This is a genomic window from Pseudomonas sp. RIT-PI-q, assembly GCF_001297125.1.
Classification (GTDB): domain Bacteria; phylum Pseudomonadota; class Gammaproteobacteria; order Pseudomonadales; family Pseudomonadaceae; genus Aquipseudomonas.
Map to the genome: position 1 here is coordinate 1 of NZ_LHPC01000030.1, position 17,729 is coordinate 17,729.

Annotated in this window: 16 protein-coding genes; 6 read left to right on the plus strand and 10 right to left on the minus strand. The window is 59.6% G+C overall.

All coding sequences use genetic code 11. The features are described 5' to 3' along the window. On the plus strand, positions 1-711 hold a 711-nt coding region (locus AEQ67_RS16275), incomplete at its 5' end, for a 4'-phosphopantetheinyl transferase family protein (protein ID WP_059404864.1). A gap of 123 nt (positions 712-834) precedes the next feature. Here the strand turns inward: AEQ67_RS16275 and AEQ67_RS16280 are convergent. After that, on the minus strand, positions 835-2,445 hold the full coding sequence (locus AEQ67_RS16280; RefSeq protein ID WP_059404865.1) for an ATP-binding protein: 1,611 nt from the start codon (positions 2,443-2,445) through the stop codon (positions 835-837). After that, positions 2,442-3,164 carry a response regulator gene (locus AEQ67_RS16285; RefSeq protein ID WP_059404866.1) on the minus strand — a complete coding sequence of 241 codons (723 nt, stop codon included), beginning with the start codon at positions 3,162-3,164 and terminating at the stop codon, positions 2,442-2,444. Before AEQ67_RS16285 ends, AEQ67_RS16280 begins: the two co-directional genes overlap by 4 nt. Positions 3,165-3,902: 738 nt before the next feature. Between AEQ67_RS16285 and AEQ67_RS16290 the strand changes: the two genes are divergently transcribed. Beyond that, a complete protein-coding gene (locus AEQ67_RS16290; protein ID WP_059404867.1) occupies positions 3,903-6,797 on the plus strand; it encodes a ribonucleoside-diphosphate reductase subunit alpha in 2,895 nt (964 codons plus the stop codon). A gap of 250 nt (positions 6,798-7,047) precedes the next feature. On the opposite strand, the gene flgE is transcribed toward AEQ67_RS16290, so the two are convergent. From flgE to AEQ67_RS16320, 6 genes are all read right to left on the minus strand, one after another. Continuing rightward, positions 7,048-8,394 carry a flagellar hook protein FlgE gene (gene flgE / locus AEQ67_RS16295; protein ID WP_059404868.1) on the minus strand — a complete coding sequence of 449 codons (1,347 nt, stop codon included), beginning with the start codon at positions 8,392-8,394 and terminating at the stop codon, positions 7,048-7,050. A gap of 31 nt (positions 8,395-8,425) precedes the next feature. Continuing rightward, positions 8,426-9,148 (minus strand): flagellar hook assembly protein FlgD, encoded by a 723-nt coding sequence (gene flgD, locus AEQ67_RS16300; RefSeq protein ID WP_059404869.1) that lies wholly within the window; start codon positions 9,146-9,148, stop codon positions 8,426-8,428. Positions 9,149-9,163: 15 nt separating this feature from the next. Further along, the gene (flgC, locus tag AEQ67_RS16305; RefSeq protein WP_007937507.1) at positions 9,164-9,607 is read right to left on the minus strand and encodes a flagellar basal body rod protein FlgC; all 444 of its coding nucleotides are present in this window, start codon (positions 9,605-9,607) and stop codon (positions 9,164-9,166) included. Between the two features lie 3 nt (positions 9,608-9,610). Further along, positions 9,611-10,018 (minus strand): flagellar basal body rod protein FlgB, encoded by a 408-nt coding sequence (gene flgB / locus AEQ67_RS16310; RefSeq protein ID WP_059404870.1) that lies wholly within the window; start codon positions 10,016-10,018, stop codon positions 9,611-9,613. 361 nt (positions 10,019-10,379) lie between these two features. Next, on the minus strand, positions 10,380-11,207 hold the full coding sequence (gene cheR / locus AEQ67_RS16315; RefSeq protein WP_059404871.1) for a protein-glutamate O-methyltransferase CheR: 828 nt from the start codon (positions 11,205-11,207) through the stop codon (positions 10,380-10,382). A gap of 46 nt (positions 11,208-11,253) precedes the next feature. After that, on the minus strand, positions 11,254-12,186 hold the full coding sequence (locus AEQ67_RS16320) for a chemotaxis protein CheV (RefSeq protein ID WP_059404872.1): 933 nt from the start codon (positions 12,184-12,186) through the stop codon (positions 11,254-11,256). 82 nt (positions 12,187-12,268) lie between these two features. Between AEQ67_RS16320 and flgA the strand changes: the two genes are divergently transcribed. The 4 genes from flgA to AEQ67_RS16340 all read left to right on the plus strand — a co-directional run bounded on the left by flgA (position 12,269) and on the right by AEQ67_RS16340 (position 14,879). Continuing rightward, on the plus strand, positions 12,269-13,030 hold the full coding sequence (gene flgA / locus AEQ67_RS16325; RefSeq protein ID WP_059404873.1) for a flagellar basal body P-ring formation chaperone FlgA: 762 nt from the start codon (positions 12,269-12,271) through the stop codon (positions 13,028-13,030). Positions 13,031-13,193: 163 nt separating this feature from the next. Beyond that, complete coding sequence (flgM, locus tag AEQ67_RS16330; protein ID WP_059404874.1) at positions 13,194-13,520, plus strand: flagellar biosynthesis anti-sigma factor FlgM; 327 nt, start codon at positions 13,194-13,196, stop codon at positions 13,518-13,520. 51 nt (positions 13,521-13,571) lie between these two features. Then, positions 13,572-14,039 carry a flagella synthesis protein FlgN gene (locus tag AEQ67_RS16335; RefSeq protein ID WP_059404875.1) on the plus strand — a complete coding sequence of 156 codons (468 nt, stop codon included), beginning with the start codon at positions 13,572-13,574 and terminating at the stop codon, positions 14,037-14,039. A 93-nt stretch (positions 14,040-14,132) separates the two neighbouring features. Continuing rightward, complete coding sequence (locus AEQ67_RS16340; RefSeq protein WP_059404876.1) at positions 14,133-14,879, plus strand: flagellar brake protein; 747 nt, start codon at positions 14,133-14,135, stop codon at positions 14,877-14,879. 64 nt (positions 14,880-14,943) lie between these two features. On the opposite strand, the gene AEQ67_RS16345 is transcribed toward AEQ67_RS16340, so the two are convergent. Further along, positions 14,944-16,320 carry an MFS transporter gene (locus AEQ67_RS16345; RefSeq protein WP_059404877.1) on the minus strand — a complete coding sequence of 459 codons (1,377 nt, stop codon included), beginning with the start codon at positions 16,318-16,320 and terminating at the stop codon, positions 14,944-14,946. A 70-nt stretch (positions 16,321-16,390) separates the two neighbouring features. Continuing rightward, a complete protein-coding gene (locus tag AEQ67_RS16350) occupies positions 16,391-17,632 on the minus strand; it encodes a glutamine synthetase family protein (RefSeq protein WP_177333655.1) in 1,242 nt (413 codons plus the stop codon). Positions 17,633-17,729 lie beyond the last annotated feature (97 nt).

The following is a 17,729-nucleotide window of genomic DNA, read 5'->3' on the forward strand; positions in this document are numbered from 1 at the left end:
GCCCTACCCGCCTGCTGCACCCCACTCGATGCCCATTGGCCGCTGCCGTTTGTGCTGGCCGACACGGTGCTGCTGAGTACCCACTTCGATACCTCGCAACTGGCCAGCGATGACTTTCAACGCAGCGCCATCGAGCCACCTGCGAGCATCCAGCGCTCGGTCGCCAAGCGGCAGGCCGAGTTTCTCGCCGGGAGGGTCTGCGCACGGGCGGCGTTGCAGCAGCTGGAAGGGCTGAGTTTCATCCCGGCGATTGGCGAAGATCGCGCGCCGGTGTGGCCCGCGCACATCACCGGTTCGATCACCCACAGCACCGGCCGGGCGGCGGCGATTGTCGCGAATAAAAGCCACTGGCGCGGCTTGGGCATGGACCTGGAAAACCTGCTCAACGTGGAACGGGCCGAACGCCTGGCCGGGGAAATCCTCACCGGGCCTGAACTGCAGCGCATGGCCGCCGGCCGTCGCGATCAACTGGCGATGCTGGTGACCCTGACGTTTTCGGTGAAGGAGAGCCTGTTCAAGGCGCTTTACCCGATCGTTCAGCAGCGCTTTTATTTTGAACATGCCGAAGTGCTGGAGTGGACCGAGGCTGGCGAGGTGCGGTTGCGGTTGTTGACTGACCTGTCCGGCGAATGGCGAAACGGGACGGAGCTGGAGGCGCAGTTTGGCGTGATGGATGGGCAGTTGTTGAGTCTGGTCAGTATCAAGGCCTGAGGATTTTCGGCGTTTGTAATGACCCCATCGCGGGCAAGCCCGCTCCCACAGGTTCCGTGTTGTACACAAAAACTGTGGGAGCGGGCTTGCCCGCGATAGGGCCATCAAAGGCAATACAAAATCTCAACGCTTCTCCTGATTCCTCGGCCAGCTCAAACTGAAACACGCCCCACCCAGGCTTTTGCTCTTGCTGATCAGCGCCCGCCCGTCATGCCAATGGATGATCCGTCGCACAATCGACAACCCCAACCCATGCCCACCCGAGGCGCGGGTCCGGCTGTCATCGAGGCGCAGGAACGGGGTGAAAATCTTCTCCCATGCCGTTTCCGGCACGCCCGGCCCGTCATCCTCGACATCCACCCGGCAGCGCTGCTGCCCCACCTGATAACTGACGGTCACCCTCGACGAGGCGTGGCGCATGGCGTTGCTCACCAGATTCTGCAGCGCCCGATGCAGGTAGCGCGGCTCGGCCTCGACCCAGGCGTCGTCGCAATCGGCAGCCGACAGGCACAAACCGCGCTGCACCGTGACCTCGGCCCGTAGCGGCGCCAACTCTTCAATCACCTGATTGACCAGCGCATCCAGATCGATCCGCTGGAAATTCAGCGCCGGCGAACCCTGCTCCAGTCGCGCATAAGTGAGCATCTCGTCCACCAGCCGGTCGAGGTCCTCGATGTCGTGGTCCATGCCTTCGCAGTATTTTTCCAGGGCCTGAGGCGTGGTGGCCGAGCCGATCATCTCCAGGCCAAAGCGCAGCCGCGCCACCGGAGTACGCAATTCGTGAGACACGGCGCGCACCAGTTCACGCTGGATCGCCAGCAACTGTTGCAAATGCTCGGCCATGCGGTTGAACGCCGAGGCCAGTCGCCCCACCGAGTCCGCGCCGCGCGCCGGCACACGGGTTTCCAGGCTGCCCTTGGCGATGCGCGTGGCGGCGGCTTCGAGACCACGCAAACGACGCTCCAATTGCCGCACCAACAGATAAACGATCAAACCGATCAGGCTCAAACCGAGGGCCGCGATCAGCCCCAGCCACTCCGGCGGGTAAGGGTTCATCTGATACAGCGGGCCGATTTCCAGCACCCACGGCGTACCGACCATGCCGGCAAACACCCGGATCGAATCGCCGCCCTTGCCCAGCGCCATCACCGTGTCGCCCTCGGACACTCGACGGCTCTGGTCTTCGTCCATGTCGGCCTCGTCGACTGTGACCAGCCGCAGATCGAAGCCGAAGCCCTTCTCCTCCTTGATCTGCGCCAGGCGCTTGGGCTGCTCGGCCACCGGGACACGCACCAACTCATCGGCCAGCAGGTAAATCGTCGCGCGCGCCAGTTGTTCGCTGATTTGCTGGACTTCGCCGGTGATCACCAGCTGTTCCTTGTCGCTGACCAGTCGATAGACCTTCGCCGCATGCGGGCCGGTCTGTTCCACCAGCGCCTGGCCGCGCAGCACGCGGGTACGCTGGGTCAGGTCGAGGTCGGTCTGGGCGAAGGTTTTCAGCGCCAGAGGGATGCCCAGCAAACGCTCCCACACCAGCAAGGCGCGGTGGCGTTCGGTCTCGTTCATCGGTTGCAGGTTGTCGGCCATCAGCGAGAACGTGCCGTGGGCCAGGCGTTCGCGGTACTGCTCGCTACGCACCTGGTTGAGCATGTGCAACGCCAGCACGCCGAGCACCGCCACCAGAATCAGCGCGGCGCACATGCCGCCATAGATGCGCAGGAAGATCGAGTTCACTGGGACAAGTCTGCGCAGGCCTCGGGAACGAACAGATAACCTTTGCTGCGGATGGTCTTGATCAGGCGCGGATGCTCCGGGTCATCGCCGATCTTGGGGCGAATACGCGAGATGCGCACGTCGATGGAGCGGTCCTGGCCGTCGTAGCCAATGCCGCGCAGCGCGGTGAAGATTTCTTCCCGGGAGAGGATGCGTCCGGCGTTGGCCACCAGCAGCCAGAGCAAATCGAACTCGGCGCTGGTCAGTTCGATGCCGCTGTCGTGCAGCCAGGCTTCGCGCAATGCGTTGTCCACCACCAGCGGGCCGAACTGCAGACGGCGTTGTTTTTCCGGGACCACTTCAGGTGCTTCACTGCGTCGTAGCAGCGCCTGAATTCGCGCCAGCAACAGACGTGGACGAACCGGTTTGCACACGTAATCGTCGGCGCCCAGGTCCAGGCCAAGAATCTGATCGGTGTCGTCGGTGCGGGCGGTGAGCATCAGGATCGGCCCGTCAAACTTGTCGCGAACCTTGCGGCAGATGCTCAGGCCATCTTCGCCGGGGAGCATCAGGTCGAGGATCACCAGGTCCGGCTTCTCATTGATGATGCGGGCCGCGGCTAACGCACCATTGCCCTCGATCGACACGCGCAGACCATTGGCTTCCAGATAATCGCGGGTCAGTTCGGCCAGACGCTGGTCGTCCTCGACAATCAATACCTGCCAGGCTTCTTGCTCCACGGTGACCTCTGCTTGCCAACAACACTTATAAGGAAGGATCCACCCGTCTTTTTGTAATGAATGGGGAGGATAAGAATGCGTATGCATCAGGCGATTGTATAAACGCCGCCCGCCGAGAACACAAGCTGCTAAATGCGTTCGGACAAGCCGATTTTTTGTGATAGGGTTCGCGCCCTTAAAAATCCGAATGACTGTTTTTATTCAGTGAAAATCGATGAAAAACGGTCTGGTCCAGCAGCGTCGCGGCTTAGACGTGCGTTCCGACTTTCACACACAATTTACGCACAGGTTTATCCACAGGTAGTACGTTGCAACACCCCCCAAAACGCATTATCTTGTAGCACGGCGCTAAAAAAACCCTACATGTAGGGTTTTATGCCAAAAACCAAACACAAACCGGATACCGATTTCAAGCGCTTTTATTGCCTCTTTCCGGTTGAACCAAACGTATTTTCGAAAGACCAAACCGCGCGTGCGGATGGCTACTGTTTTTGAGCCGAAAACGGCGTTAACGGTACGGGTGTTGCAGTCAATTACTGTCACCCAAAAGGATCCCGGTTTCAGGTTCAAGGCCTGGGACCAAAGACTTCGGCATGGAAGCGGCGCCCCAATAGCCCCTTCCTGATCTGTCCCGAAGTTGGTATGCCCGGCCCCTCGCCGGTTGTAGTGCTTCAGGACAGAACGGTGGGCACCCAGATGGTGCCCAAACAAACATAGAGAATGTGGAGACAACCCCCCATGCAAACCGACACAACTCGCGAGAACCCGCAGGGCACCTTGCCGCAGGCCGCAGATTCGACTTCGGATCTGTCCGCCACCGCGCCTGGCCAACTGCGCGTGATCAAGCGTAACGGCACTGTCGTTCCTTACACCGATGACAAAATCACCGTCGCGATCACCAAAGCGTTTCTCGCAGTTGAAGGCGGCACCGCTGCCGCTTCGTCGCGAATCCACGACACCGTTGCGCGCCTGACCGAACAAGTCACCGCGACCTTCAAGCGTCGCATGCCTTCGGGCGGCACCATCCACATCGAAGAAATCCAGGACCAGGTCGAACTGGCCCTGATGCGTGCCGGCGAGCAGAAAGTGGCTCGCGACTACGTGATCTACCGTGACGGTCGTTCGAAAGAACGCGCCGCCCACGCGCCGGCCGAAGAAGCGGTCAACGCTCACCCGTCGATCCGCATCACCCGCGCCGATGGCAGCTTTGCGCCTCTGGACATGGGCCGCCTGAACACCATCGTCACCGAAGCGTGCGAAGGCCTGGAAGAAGTCGACGGCGACCTGATCCAGCGCGAAACCCTGAAGAACCTGTACGACGGCGTGGCCCTGACCGACGTCAACACCGCCCTGGTGATGACCGCCCGGACCCTGGTCGAGCGTGAGCCGAACTACTCGTTCGTGACCGCTCGCCTGCTGATGGACACCCTGCGTGCCGAAGGCCTGAGCTTCCTGGAAGTTGCCGAGAGCGCGACTCACCACGAAATGGTCGACCTGTACGCCAAGGCCTTGCCTTCGTACATCGCCAAGGGTATCGAATTCGAATTGCTGAACCCGATCCTGGCCACCTTCGACCTGGAAAAACTCGGCAAGGCGATCAACCACGAGCGTGACCAGCAGTTCACCTACCTGGGCCTGCAAACCCTGTACGACCGTTACTTCATCCACAAGGATGGCGTGCGTTTCGAACTGCCGCAGATCTTCTTCATGCGCGTGGCCATGGGCCTGGCGATCGAAGAGAAGAACAAGGAAGACCGTGCGATCGAGTTCTACAACCTGTTGTCGTCCTTCGACTACATGTCCTCGACCCCGACCCTGTTCAACGCCGGCACCCTGCGTCCACAGCTGTCGAGCTGCTACCTGACCACCGTGCCGGATGACCTGTCGGGCATCTACCACGCGATCCACGACAACGCCATGTTGTCGAAATTCGCGGGCGGCCTGGGCAACGACTGGACCCCGGTCCGTGCGCTGGGTTCGTACATCAAGGGCACCAACGGCAAATCCCAGGGCGTTGTACCGTTCCTGAAAGTGGTGAACGACACCGCCGTCGCCGTTAACCAGGGTGGCAAGCGCAAAGGCGCTGTGTGTGCCTACCTGGAAACCTGGCACATGGACATCGAAGAGTTCATCGAGCTGCGCAAGAACACCGGTGATGATCGTCGTCGTACCCACGACATGAACACCGCCAACTGGATCCCTGACCTGTTCATGAAGCGCGTCTTCGATGACGGCAAGTGGACCCTGTTCTCGCCGTCCGAAGTTCCGGACCTGCACGACCTGACCGGCAAGGCCTTCGAAGAGCGTTACGAATACTACGAAGCCCTGTCCGAGTACCCAGGCAAGATCAAACTGTTCAAGACCATTCAGGCCAAAGACCTGTGGCGCAAAATGCTCTCCATGCTGTTTGAAACCGGCCACCCTTGGCTGACCTTCAAAGACCCGTGCAACCTGCGCAGCCCGCAGCAGCACGTCGGCGTGGTTCACAGCTCGAACCTGTGCACCGAGATCACCTTGAACACTAACAAGGACGAGATCGCCGTTTGCAACCTGGGCTCGATCAACCTGCCGAACCACATCGTCAACGGCAAGCTGGACACCGCCAAGCTGGAACGTACCGTGAACACCGCCGTGCGCATGCTCGATAACGTGATCGACATCAACTACTACTCGGTGCCACAAGCGAAGAACTCCAACTTCAAGCACCGTCCGGTCGGCCTGGGCATCATGGGCTTCCAGGACGCTTTGTACCTGCAGCACATTCCTTACGGTTCCGACGCTGCCGTCGAGTTCGCCGACAAATCCATGGAAGCGGTCAGCTACTACGCGATCCAGGCGTCCTGCGACCTGGCTGACGAGCGTGGCGCTTACGAGACGTTCCAGGGTTCGCTGTGGTCCAAGGGCATCCTGCCGCTGGATTCGCAACAGATCCTGATCGAGCAACGTGGCCAGAAGTACATCGACGTTGACCTGAACGAATCCCTGGACTGGGCACCGGTTCGCGCCCGTGTTCAGAAAGGCATTCGTAACTCCAACATCATGGCCATCGCACCGACCGCGACCATCGCCAACATCACTGGCGTATCGCAGTCGATCGAACCGACCTACCAGAACCTCTACGTGAAATCGAACCTGTCGGGCGAATTCACCGTGATCAACCCGTACCTGGTTCGCGACCTCAAGGCTCGCGGTCTGTGGGATTCGGTCATGATCAACGACCTGAAATACTACGACGGTTCGGTGCAGCAGATCGAACGCATTCCGCAAGAGCTCAAAGAGCTCTACGCGACTGCTTTCGAAGTGGACACCAAGTGGATCGTTGACGCGGCCAGCCGTCGTCAGAAGTGGATCGACCAGGCTCAGTCGCTGAACCTGTACATCGCTGGCGCATCGGGCAAGAAGCTCGACGTGACCTACCGTATGGCTTGGTATCGTGGTCTGAAAACCACTTACTACCTCCGTGCCCTGGCTGCGACCAGCACCGAGAAGTCGACCATCAACACCGGCAAGCTGAACGCTGTTTCCAGCGGCGGCAACCACGGTGAAGATTCGGTCCTGGCAGCGCCTGCCGGCCCTGCTCCAGTGCCGAAGGCTTGCGCCATCGACGAGCCGGATTGCGAAGCTTGCCAATAAGCTGAGCCGGTAACACAAGAACCCCCGACAGGCCGCAAGCCTGCCGGGGGTTTTCTTTTGCCTTGAGGAATGTGGCGGCGGGTCTGGCGCCTTCGCGGGCAAGCCCGCTCCCACAGGTTTTGCATAGTCCTGTAGGAGCGAGGCTTGCCCGCGAAGAGGCCCGCCCTGACAACACAAAATGCCTGTTCCCGACCACAAAAAAGCCCCTCGATCGAGGGGCTCTTGGTGAAGCGCTAACCACCCACCCGCATCAGGTCATCTGAATGATGGTCTGCATGATGGTGCTCTGGGTGGAGATGGTCTTGGCGTTCGCCTGGTAGTTGCTCTGAGCCTTGATCAGGTCGACCAGTTCATTGGTCACGTTGACGTTGGACTCTTCCAGGGAGTTGGAAGCGATCGAACCCAGGGTGCCGGTTTCCGGTGCATCGTAGCCCGGGATACCCGACGCGTAGGTTTCTTTCCAGCTGGTGCCGCCCACTGGCTGCAAGCCTTGTTCGTTGGTGAAGCTGGCCAGGGAAATCTGGCCAATAGGCTTGGTCTGGTTGTTGCTGAAGTTGGCCAGCAACACACCGCTGCCGTCGATGGTCAGGTTGGTGATCTGGCCAGTGGCGTAGCCATCTTGCGTCGGAATCGAGCGCGCGGAGTCGGCATTGTATTGCGTGGTGTTGGCCATCGAGATGGTCACGCCGGCAGGGTTGGCGCTCGCACCGTTGGCTGTCCAGGTGCCGTTGGTCACGGTCCCTGGCACCCAGGTGGTGACCTTCAGGTCACTGCTGATCACTGGCGTAGGCGTCGGAACAGTTGGCGGTACGGTTGGCGGCACCGGGGTGCTGACCTGCACCAGTTTGCCGGTCGAATCGAAGGTCATGGTCGAAGGAACCGGCGCCGTCGGGGCGGCAGGCAGGCTGCCATCCGGGTTGCGGTTGTCAATCAGGGTGTAGACGTCCCAGGTGTTGGCGCCCGTCTTGACCATGTACTGGTCCATCACGTGCTTGTTGCCCTGGCTGTCATAAATCGGCGTACTGAACGGCTTGGAATACGTTTCGATTTTGCTTGGGTCGAACTTGTTGGCGGGTACGGTCTGATCAATCACTTTCTCCGTAGAGTTCAGGTTGATCGTCGACGAAATGTTGCTGGTCGATTTCGGTGCCAGGTTGGACGTGTCGATGCGCAGGTCGGTCAGCACACCGTTGACGATCTTGCCGTTGGCATCCACGCCGTAACCCTGCAGGCGCGATGTGCCGTCGGTGTTGGTGACGAAACCTTCCTTGTCGACCTTGAACGTACCGGCACGGGTGTAGGACAGCGAACCGTTGTTGTTCAGCACGAAGAAGCCGGAGCCATTGATGCCCATGTCCAGCACGTTACCGGTGTTGTTGATATCACCCTGGGTAAACTGCTGGGAAACGTTGGCCAGGCGCACGCCACTACCGGTGGTCTTGCTGCCCGAACCCAACTTGGTCGCCGAGTACACGTCTTCGAATTCTGCACGGGACGATTTGAAACCGGTGGTCGCCACGTTGGCGATGTTGTTGCCGGTTACGTCCAGTTGTTTGTTGGCTGCATAGAGACCGCTAAGGCCGATATTGAAAGACATATTCCACTCCTTTGTGCCGTGTTAGTCGGCTCTATATACCAATGGTTTGAACTTTGGACAGGGCGACACTGCCCAGCCCGGCGAGGTTGAGCATCAACTCGCCGCCGGTCTGGCTGATGGTCACGCTGTTGACGGTCGCCGGCAGATTGGTCACCAGCGCTGCGCCCTGGCCATCGATAGTGGTCGTGGCCCCAAACGTGTAAGTTCCCGATGCGAGCACGTTGCCGGCATCGTCCTTGCCGTCCCAGGTGAAGCTCGAATTGCCGGCTTTCTGGTCTTCCAGCTTGATGGTGCGGACGGTTTTGCCGTCCTTGTCGGCAATCGTCAGGGTGGCTGACGCGACGGATTGCGGTATCGCCACCGAACCGGTCAGGCCCTTCGTCGTGTCGACCACGGCCTTGTCGCCCGGTGCAATGACCGAACGGCCCACCAGTGACGAGGCCTGCAATGCCTGGGACGAGTTGTAGTTACCGGCAATGCCGGACACGGTCTCGTTGAGGGTGGTGATCCCTTCCAGACTGCTGAACTGCGCCAACTGGGCGACGAACGCGCCGTTGTCCTGCGGTTCCAGCGGGTTCTGGTTTTTCAGCTGCGTGACCAGCAACTGCAGAAACGCATCCTTGCCCAGGGCCTTCTTGCCGCTGGCGCTGCCGGCAGCCGACGCGAGGCTGTCGTTACCGGTGTTGGTCTTGATCGAGGAGTTGGCCAGGATGTCTTTGAGGCTCAACCCACTGGTGGTATCGGTAACACTCATCTGAGTCGCCCCTTATCACTGACCGAGGGTCAGGACCTTTTGCATCATGGTTTTGGCGGTGTTCATCATTTCGGCGTTGGTCTGGAACGAACGGCTCGCGGAAATCATGTCGGCCATTTCTTCCACCACGTTGACGTTCGGGTAGTAGACGTAACCCTTGGCGTCGGCGGCCGGATGGTTCGGCTCGTAGCGCGCTTCAAGGTTGCTCTGGTCTTCGACCACGCCCAGCACTTGCACGCCTTGACCGGCCGCGTCCTGGTTCTGGAACAGCGAATCGCTGCCGCCGCTCTGGCCGCCCTGGAACATGGTGGCGAACACCGGGTGGCGCGCACGGTAGGTCTGGTCGATGCTCGACGAGACGGTCTCGGCGTTGGCGATGTTCGACGCAACGGTGTTCAAGCGAGTGGTCTGCGCACTCATGCCGCTACCGGCAATGTTGAAAACACTGGACAGGGACATGACTTACTCTCCACGCAGGGCTGACACCAGCCCTTTGAATTTGCTATTGAGCAGGGTGAAGCTGGCCTGGAAGTTGACCGCGTTTTCCGCGTAGTTCGACTGTTCCAGCTGGGCGTCCACGGTGTTCTGGTCGATCGACGGTTGCATCGGCGTGCGATACAGCAGCGACTCGTCGCCATTGCCCAGGCCTTGCGCTTCGATATGACGGCTGTTGGTCATGTTCAAGGCGAAAGTGCCGTTTTTGGTTTTCTCGCTTTGCTCGGCGAGCACTTTCGAGAAGTCCAGGTCCCGAGCCTTGTAGTTCGGGGTGTCGGCGTTGGCGATGTTGTTGGCCAGGACTTCGGCACGCTGGGCGCGAAAGCCCAGGGCTTGTTCGTGGATACCGAGCGCTTTATCGAAGCTGATGCTCATGTCGGGAAACCTTCGGGTGACCTGATTTTTCGTAACATGGACATTAGCAAGCGTCGTGCCAATTCAAAAAAGCCCGTAAACCGGGGCTTTGCGGGCAGTGGCAACGCGGCAATGCCAGAAAAGCGGCAACCGATTTCCGCTGGCTGCCGCTTTTCTGCCGCTTTCCCATGAACAACACCTTTCCCTGTAGGAGCGAGGCTTGCCCGCGAAAGCGTCGGGGCAGTCAATGATGATGTTGTCTGACACACCGCTTTCGCGGGCAAGCCTCGCTCCTACAGGGGTTGCGGTGTTTGAGGGAAATCATCAGGCATAAAAAAACGGGAGCCCCTGAGGACTCCCGTTTTTTGTTGCCGCCAACGAATCACTTCGCCTGGTAAATGATCCCCGGGCTGCACTGGACCATCTGGTAATGATCCGGCAATCCGTTCAGCGCTTCGGAAGCACCGAGGAACAGATAACCGCCGCGCTTCAACGTGCCGTGGATGCGCAACAGAATGTCTTTCTTCACTTCGGCGGAGAAGTAGATCAGCACGTTGCGGCAGAACACGATGTCGAACTTGCCGAGGCTCGCGTAGCTGTCCAGCAAGTTGAACGAGCGGAACTCCACCCGGCTCTTGATCGGCGCCTTGATGGCCCAGCGGCCCGGCCCTTTCGGGTCGAAATAACGCTGCAGCCGCTCGGGCGACAAACCGCGACCGATGGCCAGGCTGTCGTACTCGCCGGTCTTGCAATTGGTCAGCATGGTGCCGGACAGATCAGTCGCAACAATCTGCACCCCCGCCTTCAACTGACCGATATTCGTCCGCTCGAACTCATCGATCGACATCGACAGCGAATACGGTTCCTGACCCGACGAGCACGCCGCCGACCAGATCCGCAGTCGCTGGCCGGGAGCCGCCTTGATCGCTTCGGGCAGCACCTTGTTCTTCAAGACTTCAAACGGATAGGTGTCACGAAACCACAAGGTTTCGTTGGTGGTCATGGCATCCACCACCATCTCGCGCAAACCGCTGCGAGGCTGGGTCTGGATGCGCTGCACCAGCTCACCCAGGGACTTGATGCCCTGCTGTTCCATCAGTTTGTTGAGACGGCTCGACACCAGGTACTGCTTGTTTTCACCGAGCAAAATGCCACAGGCTTTTTCCAGGAAGACCCGGAACTGTTCGAAATCCAAATTACCCGTAGACAAAGATACCGCCTCTTAAATCGTGTTGACCGCCAGGGGCAAAAGGCCCCTAGCTGATGTCTGCTGCTTTGATCCGGTCGACTACCCGGGATGCCAGGTCATCAGGACGGAACTTGGCAAGGAAGTCATCGGCACCGACTTTCTTGACCATCGCCTGATTGAATACGCCCGACAACGAAGTATGCAGGATGATATGAAGCTTTTGCATGCGCGGGTCGGCGCGGATCTCGGCCGTGAGGGTGTACCCGTCCATCTCCGGCATTTCGATGTCGGAAATCATCATCAGGAACTCTTCTTCCGGCTTCTTGCCTTCGTCGACCAGTTTGCGCAGGTACTCCAGCGCTTGCCGACCGTCGTTCAACGCCACCACTTCGACCCCGACCGTTTGCAGGCAACGCGTGACCTGCTTGCGCGCCACCGACGAGTCATCGACCGTCAGCACGCGCAAGGACAGCGCCTTGTGCTGGGTTTCGACATCCACCACGCCAACGGAAATCGCTTCCGGTGTCGGCGCCACTTCCGCCAGCACTTTTTCGACGTCGATGATTTCGACTAGCTGATTGTCGACCCGAGTCACAGCCGTCAGGTAATGATCGCGTCCCGTGCCCTTGGGTGGCGGATGGATCTCCTCCCAGTTCATGTTGACGATGCGCTCCACCGAGCGGACCAGGAAACCCTGGGTCTTGGTGTTGTACTCCGTGATGATCACGAAGGGATTGTTCTTGTCTTTCAAAGCCCCGGAACCGGTCGCCATCGCCAGATCAAGAATCGGAATGGTCGCCCCCCGGATATTCGCCACACCGCACACGACAGGACTGGATTTTGGCATCAGCGTGAGTTTGGGGCATTGCAGCACTTCCCGAACCTTGAACACGTTGATCCCATACAGCTGCTGGCCGTCGAGACGGAACAACAACAGCTCAAGGCGATTCTGCCCTACCAGTTGCGTGCGCTGGTTTACCGCATCCATTACACCAGCCATGCACAGACTCCTACACCAACGCTTAAGTGTGTTGCGACGCGCATTCATCACGAAACGGCACGGCGCTTGCTTTTTAACTCTTATGAACACAGAACCGACATTTTCCCGACGCCTGACATCAATCTTCCGCAAATTGCTTTGCGCGATGTCGGCCGTCTGCCTGTTCAACGCTGGCAGCCCTGCCCTTGCTGACGCGGTTACCTTGCCTGACATGCTTATCGGCGTCACTCAGGGCTTTCTTGAATTCACCGTAGAGGACTATCTGGCGACCAGTCAAACGCAGGGGCGCTACGAAATCGAAGTTAACCAGCTCGATCCGCGCCTGCGCATGCCGATGTGCGACAAGGAATTGACAGCCACCCTCGAGAGCCCGGCCAAGCCGCTGGGCCGGGTGACGGTGAAGGTTCGCTGCGAGGGCGCATCACCCTGGACAGTCTTCGTGCCGGCTCAAGTCCGCCTGTTTCGCGACATTGTGACGACCACCCGGCCCCTGCGGCGCACCGGCATAATCGAGCCCGAAGACGTGACCCTGCGCGAGCGCGACATCAGTTTGATCAGCCAGGGTTACCTGACCTCCGTCGATCAGGCGATCGGGCAGAAACTTACCCGACCAATGGTCGCCGATCAGGTAGTGACCCTGGTGCACATGGAACAGGCTGAAGTGATCAGCAAGGGTGACCAGGTGGTGATCACCGCCCGCAGTGGTACGCTCAGCGTGCGCATGCCCGGTGAAGCGCTGTCCAATGGTGGCCTGCGCGAACAGATCCGGGTGAAGAACCTCAACTCCCAGCGGGTTATCAAGGCGCAAGTCATCGCGCCCGGCCAGGTGGAAGTCGCCATGTAGGTATCTATTCATGAGGATGGCGCGCCGACCGACTGTTGCCTAAACTGTGCCCCAGGCAGGGCAAGCGCTGGCGCGCGCAAGCTCATTTATAAATGGGCCTAAAGTTTTTCCGGGTATGGCCGAAAACATGGCAAGCGTCCAAATACCCAGAGGTTTTTTTATCATGGTCATCGATTTCAACCGTTTGAACAGTTCCTCATCACTGACGGGCAGTACACGTACCAGCGTTGCCAAGGAAACCGCCGAAACCGGCAAATCCGCGCCGCTGAATACCCCGGCCGAACAGGCCAGCACCGTCAAAAGCGGGGAATCGGTACATCTCAGCAATGAGGCTCAACAGTTGCAGAAGGTCACTGACTCGCTGCGCGATCAGCCTGCCGTCGACAAAGCCCGCGTGGCCGAGTTGAAAGCAGCGATTGCCGATGGCAGCTATAAAGTCGACAGCAACCGCGTAGCCAGCAAACTGCTCAACTTCGAAGCCCAGCGCTAGGCCACCACGGTCTGCGCCAGGCTTTTGGACGCTTAAAACCCAAGGCCAGCCATGCACGACACTAATTTGCTGCAACTGATCACCGACGACTTCGCTCCAGCCCAACACTTGCTGCAGTTACTGCAAACCGAGTCCCTCGCCTTGCATGGTCGCGACATGCAACTGCTCGAAGACATTCTGGCGCAGAAGCAGGCACTGATCATTTTGCTCGAACAGCATGGCCGCAAACGCAGTGAAATCCTCGCCAGCCTCAACCTGCCGACCACGCGCAAGGGCCTTGAGCAACTGGCCGAGCAGTCGAGCATCGGCGAGCAATTGCTGGCACAAAGCGACGTACTGACCGACCTCCTGGCCCAATGCCAGGCCGCCAATGTCAACAATGGCCAGTCGATCATCATGCAACAGGCCGCCACGGCCACTCAGCTGAAAATCCTCACCGGCGGTGAACCGCCAGCGCTCTACAATGCCAGCGGATCATTCTCCACCCTTGTGAAGCCGCGCCCACTCAGTCAGGCTTGAGCCGGCAACATGCGCACGCCCTATCAAGACGCGAAACATGCTGGCAAAATGCTGGCTAGCCGCAGTCAAATTTTGTCTGGAGATTGATGAACCGTGTCCAATGCCTTAAACGCGGACGATGCTCCGCAGCCACCCAAGGTGCTCAGCACGCCCCTGGAGATCTCCGGCAATCTTCGCCAGCTGCAAGAAAGCCATGACCCGCTGATCATTACGTTCCACGAGCGCAGCCAGCGCTTCCAGAGCTATCTGGTGGACATCGATCGTGAAAGCAAGACGATCGCCCTGGACGAAATGATTCCCCGCGACGGTGAACGCTACCTGCTGGCCGGCGAACCGTTCAAGGTCGAAGGCTTTCACGACGGCGTGCGCATTGCCTGGGAAAGCAACGGCCCGCTGAGCATTGACGAGTCCGGTGGCAGCCGCTGCTACCGCGGCCCATTGCCCGCCGAGGTGGTTTACCATCAGCGGCGCAATGCGTTCCGTGCAGCGTTGAAACTGGCGCAACTGGTCAACGTCGATCTCGATGGTGAAAAGCTCAAGGCACCGATCAGCGGCAAACTGCTGGACATCTCCGCCACCGGCTGCAAGCTGCGCTTCGACGGCGACATCACCGGCAGCCTGCAACTCGGCCAGGTTTACGACCGCTTCGCCGCAGCCCTGCCCTTTGGCAAAATGACCGCGCCGGTCGAGCTGCGCTACCTGCACTTCGAAGAAAAAATCTCCACCACCTTCGCCGGCATCCGCTTTCACAACATGAGCGGCCTGGTGCAGCGGCAAGTCGAGCGGTTCGTCTATCAGCTTCAGCGCGAAGCGCGACGCTTCGACAAAGACGACATGTAATAGCCGCCACAATAAAAAACGGGCAGTCCCTTGCGGTGACTGCCCGTTTTTTTATGCGCTTAATTTAAGGCCTGGCCTCGGTAAAACTTTGCTCGCGACCGGTGTCCGGCTCATCCGGAGGCCGATCGGTTTCGGCCGTCGGTTCGGTTTCGGGTTCCGGGTCTGGCTCAGGATTGATCGGGTTCTGCATCTGGTCCTGCACCACCTGCTCATCGACACGCGGGTCAAGGCACGCCACCAGCGGCGAACTCGACATGCTGTCGGGCATGGCCACGTGGTGCAATGGAGCATCGTCGACCTGATGCAGGTTGGTGACTGCTTTCGGGCGAATCCGCCACACCAGCACCAACGCGAAGAAACTGAAGAAGGCATACAGCATGTGGCTGCCGAACAGTTTCATCAGCACGCCGGCCACCAACGGTCCGATGCTCGCGCCCACGCCATAGGTCACCAGCAACATCGCGGTCAGGGATACGCGACGATCGCCTTCGACGTGGTCATTGGAGAAGGCCACTGCCAGTGGATACAGGCAGAACATGACCAGTGAACAAACGAACCCGGCAATGAACAATATCTCCAGCGACACCTGTTGCAAGATTGCCAGCGGCAATGCCGCCACGGCCAGGACCACCGCGAAACAGCGAATCAACAACGCCCTGTCATAACGGTCGGACAGCCAGCCCAACGGCCACTGCACCATCAGCCCGGCGAAAACGCAGCTACCCATGAACAGACCGACCTGCTCGGTGGATAACCCTTGCTGCGAGGCATACAACGGTGCCAGACCATAGAACGAACCAATGATCAGCCCGGCCCCCAGTACCGTACTCAACGACTGTGGCACGCGCTTGATGAAGAAGCGCGGTTCCATCGGTGCCGGATGTAACGGCGCCGGGTGAATCCGCCGCGTCAGGGCCACCGGCACCAGGCACAGGGCAAAGCACAGCGCGACCAGCATCAACAGTTCCAGGCCCAGGGCCGGGTGCATGACCAAAATCAGCTGGCCCAGCACCAGGCCCAGGTAGGACGCGATCATGTAGCCACTGAACACCGCCCCCCGCTGCGAGGCTTCGGCCTGTTCGTTGAGCCAGCTTTCGATGACCATGTACTGGCACATCATGCCGAGGCCGACGATGACCCGCAGGAACAGCCATGCCGGCAACCAGTCGACCAAACCGGGGCCCAACACAGCCGCGCCGACAATCCCGGCGCACGCCGAATAGGCTCGAATATGCCCGACCCGCGCGATCAGCCGATGGCCGATCTTGCCGCCCAGCACCAGGCCAAAATAGTTGGCGGCCATCAACGCACCGACCCACAGACTGTCGACGTGATCCGCCGCCAGGCGCAAGCCCAGGTACGTACTCAGCAAGCCAGAGCCGATCAACATCATCAGCGAAGCGAAATAAAGCGCTCGAAAGGGTTTCCAGATTTGGCGCATCGGCGTTCCGAGCGGCTCCTTGCAGTGAGAAACGGGTTATCCGAAAAGATAGCCCCATAGAGACGATGCGTCAGGCCTGGGCTGCTAAAACACGGCGCTCCCAGGGTGTAATTTCATCAAAGAAGCTGGTCAGTTCCAGGGTCTTCGTCGCGATGTAGCCTTCGATGAACTCGGGGCCAAACAGTTCCTTCGCCAATTGGCTACGTTTCAGACGCTCAAGAGCGGCATGCAAGGTACACGGCAGCGAAAGATTGTCCGGCACTTCGAACACACCCTGGATCGGCTCGCTCGGTTCCAGCTGGTGTTCAATGCCATACAACCCCGCCGCCAGACTCGCGGCAATCGCCAGATACGGGTTGGCGTCGGCCCCCGGCAAGCGGTTTTCGACCCGACGAGCGGCCGGCGAACTGGCCGGAATGCGCAAACCCGCCGCACGATTATCGTGGGACCAGCAAGCATTATTCGGCGATGCGTACGGATGGCACAAGCGCTGATAGGAATTCACGTTCGGCGCGAACAGCGCGGTGAAATCCGCCATGCCAGCCTGCTGCCCGCCGATGAAATGACGGAACATCGCGGTCGGTTTGCCGGCCTTGTCGCTGAACACGTTACGATCGGTGCCGATTTCGACGATGCTCTGGTGGATATGCATCGAACTGCCCGGCGTGTGCGCCAGCGGCTTGGCCATGCAGACCACGGTCAGGCCATGCTTGAGCGCGACTTCCTTGAGCAGATGCTTGAATAAAAAAGTCTGGTCGGCCAGCAGCAACGGGTCGCCGTGCAGCAAGTTGATCTCGAATTGGCTGACGCCCATTTCGTGCATGAAGGTATCGCGTGGCAAGCCCAGGGCCGCCATGGATTCGTAGACTTCAGTGAAGAACGGGCGCAAGCCGTTATTGGAGCTGACGCTAAATGCCGATTGACCATCTTCGCGACGACCGTCCAGGCCGAGCGGCGGCTGGAAGGGTTGAGTCGGGTCGGTGTTCGGTGCGAAGACAAAGAATTCCAGCTCGGTCGCCACCACCGGCGCCAGGCCAAGGGCCGCGTAACGCGCGATCACCGCTTTCAATTGGCCGCGGGTCGACAGGTTCGAACGTGCACCGGTCAGCTCGTCGGCATCGCAAATGGCCAATGCGCGCGGTGGGTTGCTCCAGGGCAAGCGATGGATGTGCGCCGCGTCGGGCACCAGCGCCAGATCACCATCGTCGCTGCCGTAAAAGCGTGCTGGCGGATATCCGCCCATGATGCATTGCAGCAGCACACCCCGCGCCATCTGCAAACGCCGACCTTCGAGAAAGCCCTCGGCGGTCATTACCTTGCCGCGGGGTACGCCATTCAAGTCCGGCGTAACACACTCAATCTCATCAATGCCCGTCAATCGCTCCGCGAGTGAACTATGGCCACCGGTT

Coding starts and splice junctions, on each gene's coding strand:
- AEQ67_RS16290 (WP_059404867.1), top strand. CDS start 3,903: ATGCAAACCGACACAACTCGCGAGAACCCGCAGGGCACCTTGCCGCAG.
- flgE (WP_059404868.1), bottom strand. CDS start 8,394: ATGTCTTTCAATATCGGCCTTAGCGGTCTCTATGCAGCCAACAAACAA.
- flgD (WP_059404869.1), bottom strand. CDS start 9,148: ATGAGTGTTACCGATACCACCAGTGGGTTGAGCCTCAAAGACATCCTG.
- flgC (WP_007937507.1), bottom strand. CDS start 9,607: ATGTCCCTGTCCAGTGTTTTCAACATTGCCGGTAGCGGCATGAGTGCG.
- flgB (WP_059404870.1), bottom strand. CDS start 10,018: ATGAGCATCAGCTTCGATAAAGCGCTCGGTATCCACGAACAAGCCCTG.
- AEQ67_RS16320 (WP_059404872.1), bottom strand. CDS start 12,186: ATGGCTGGTGTAATGGATGCGGTAAACCAGCGCACGCAACTGGTAGGG.
- flgA (WP_059404873.1), top strand. CDS start 12,269: ATGAACACAGAACCGACATTTTCCCGACGCCTGACATCAATCTTCCGC.
- flgM (WP_059404874.1), top strand. CDS start 13,194: ATGGTCATCGATTTCAACCGTTTGAACAGTTCCTCATCACTGACGGGC.
- AEQ67_RS16335 (WP_059404875.1), top strand. CDS start 13,572: ATGCACGACACTAATTTGCTGCAACTGATCACCGACGACTTCGCTCCA.
- AEQ67_RS16345 (WP_059404877.1), bottom strand. CDS start 16,320: ATGCGCCAAATCTGGAAACCCTTTCGAGCGCTTTATTTCGCTTCGCTG.
- AEQ67_RS16350 (WP_177333655.1), bottom strand. CDS start 17,632: ATGACCGCCGAGGGCTTTCTCGAAGGTCGGCGTTTGCAGATGGCGCGG.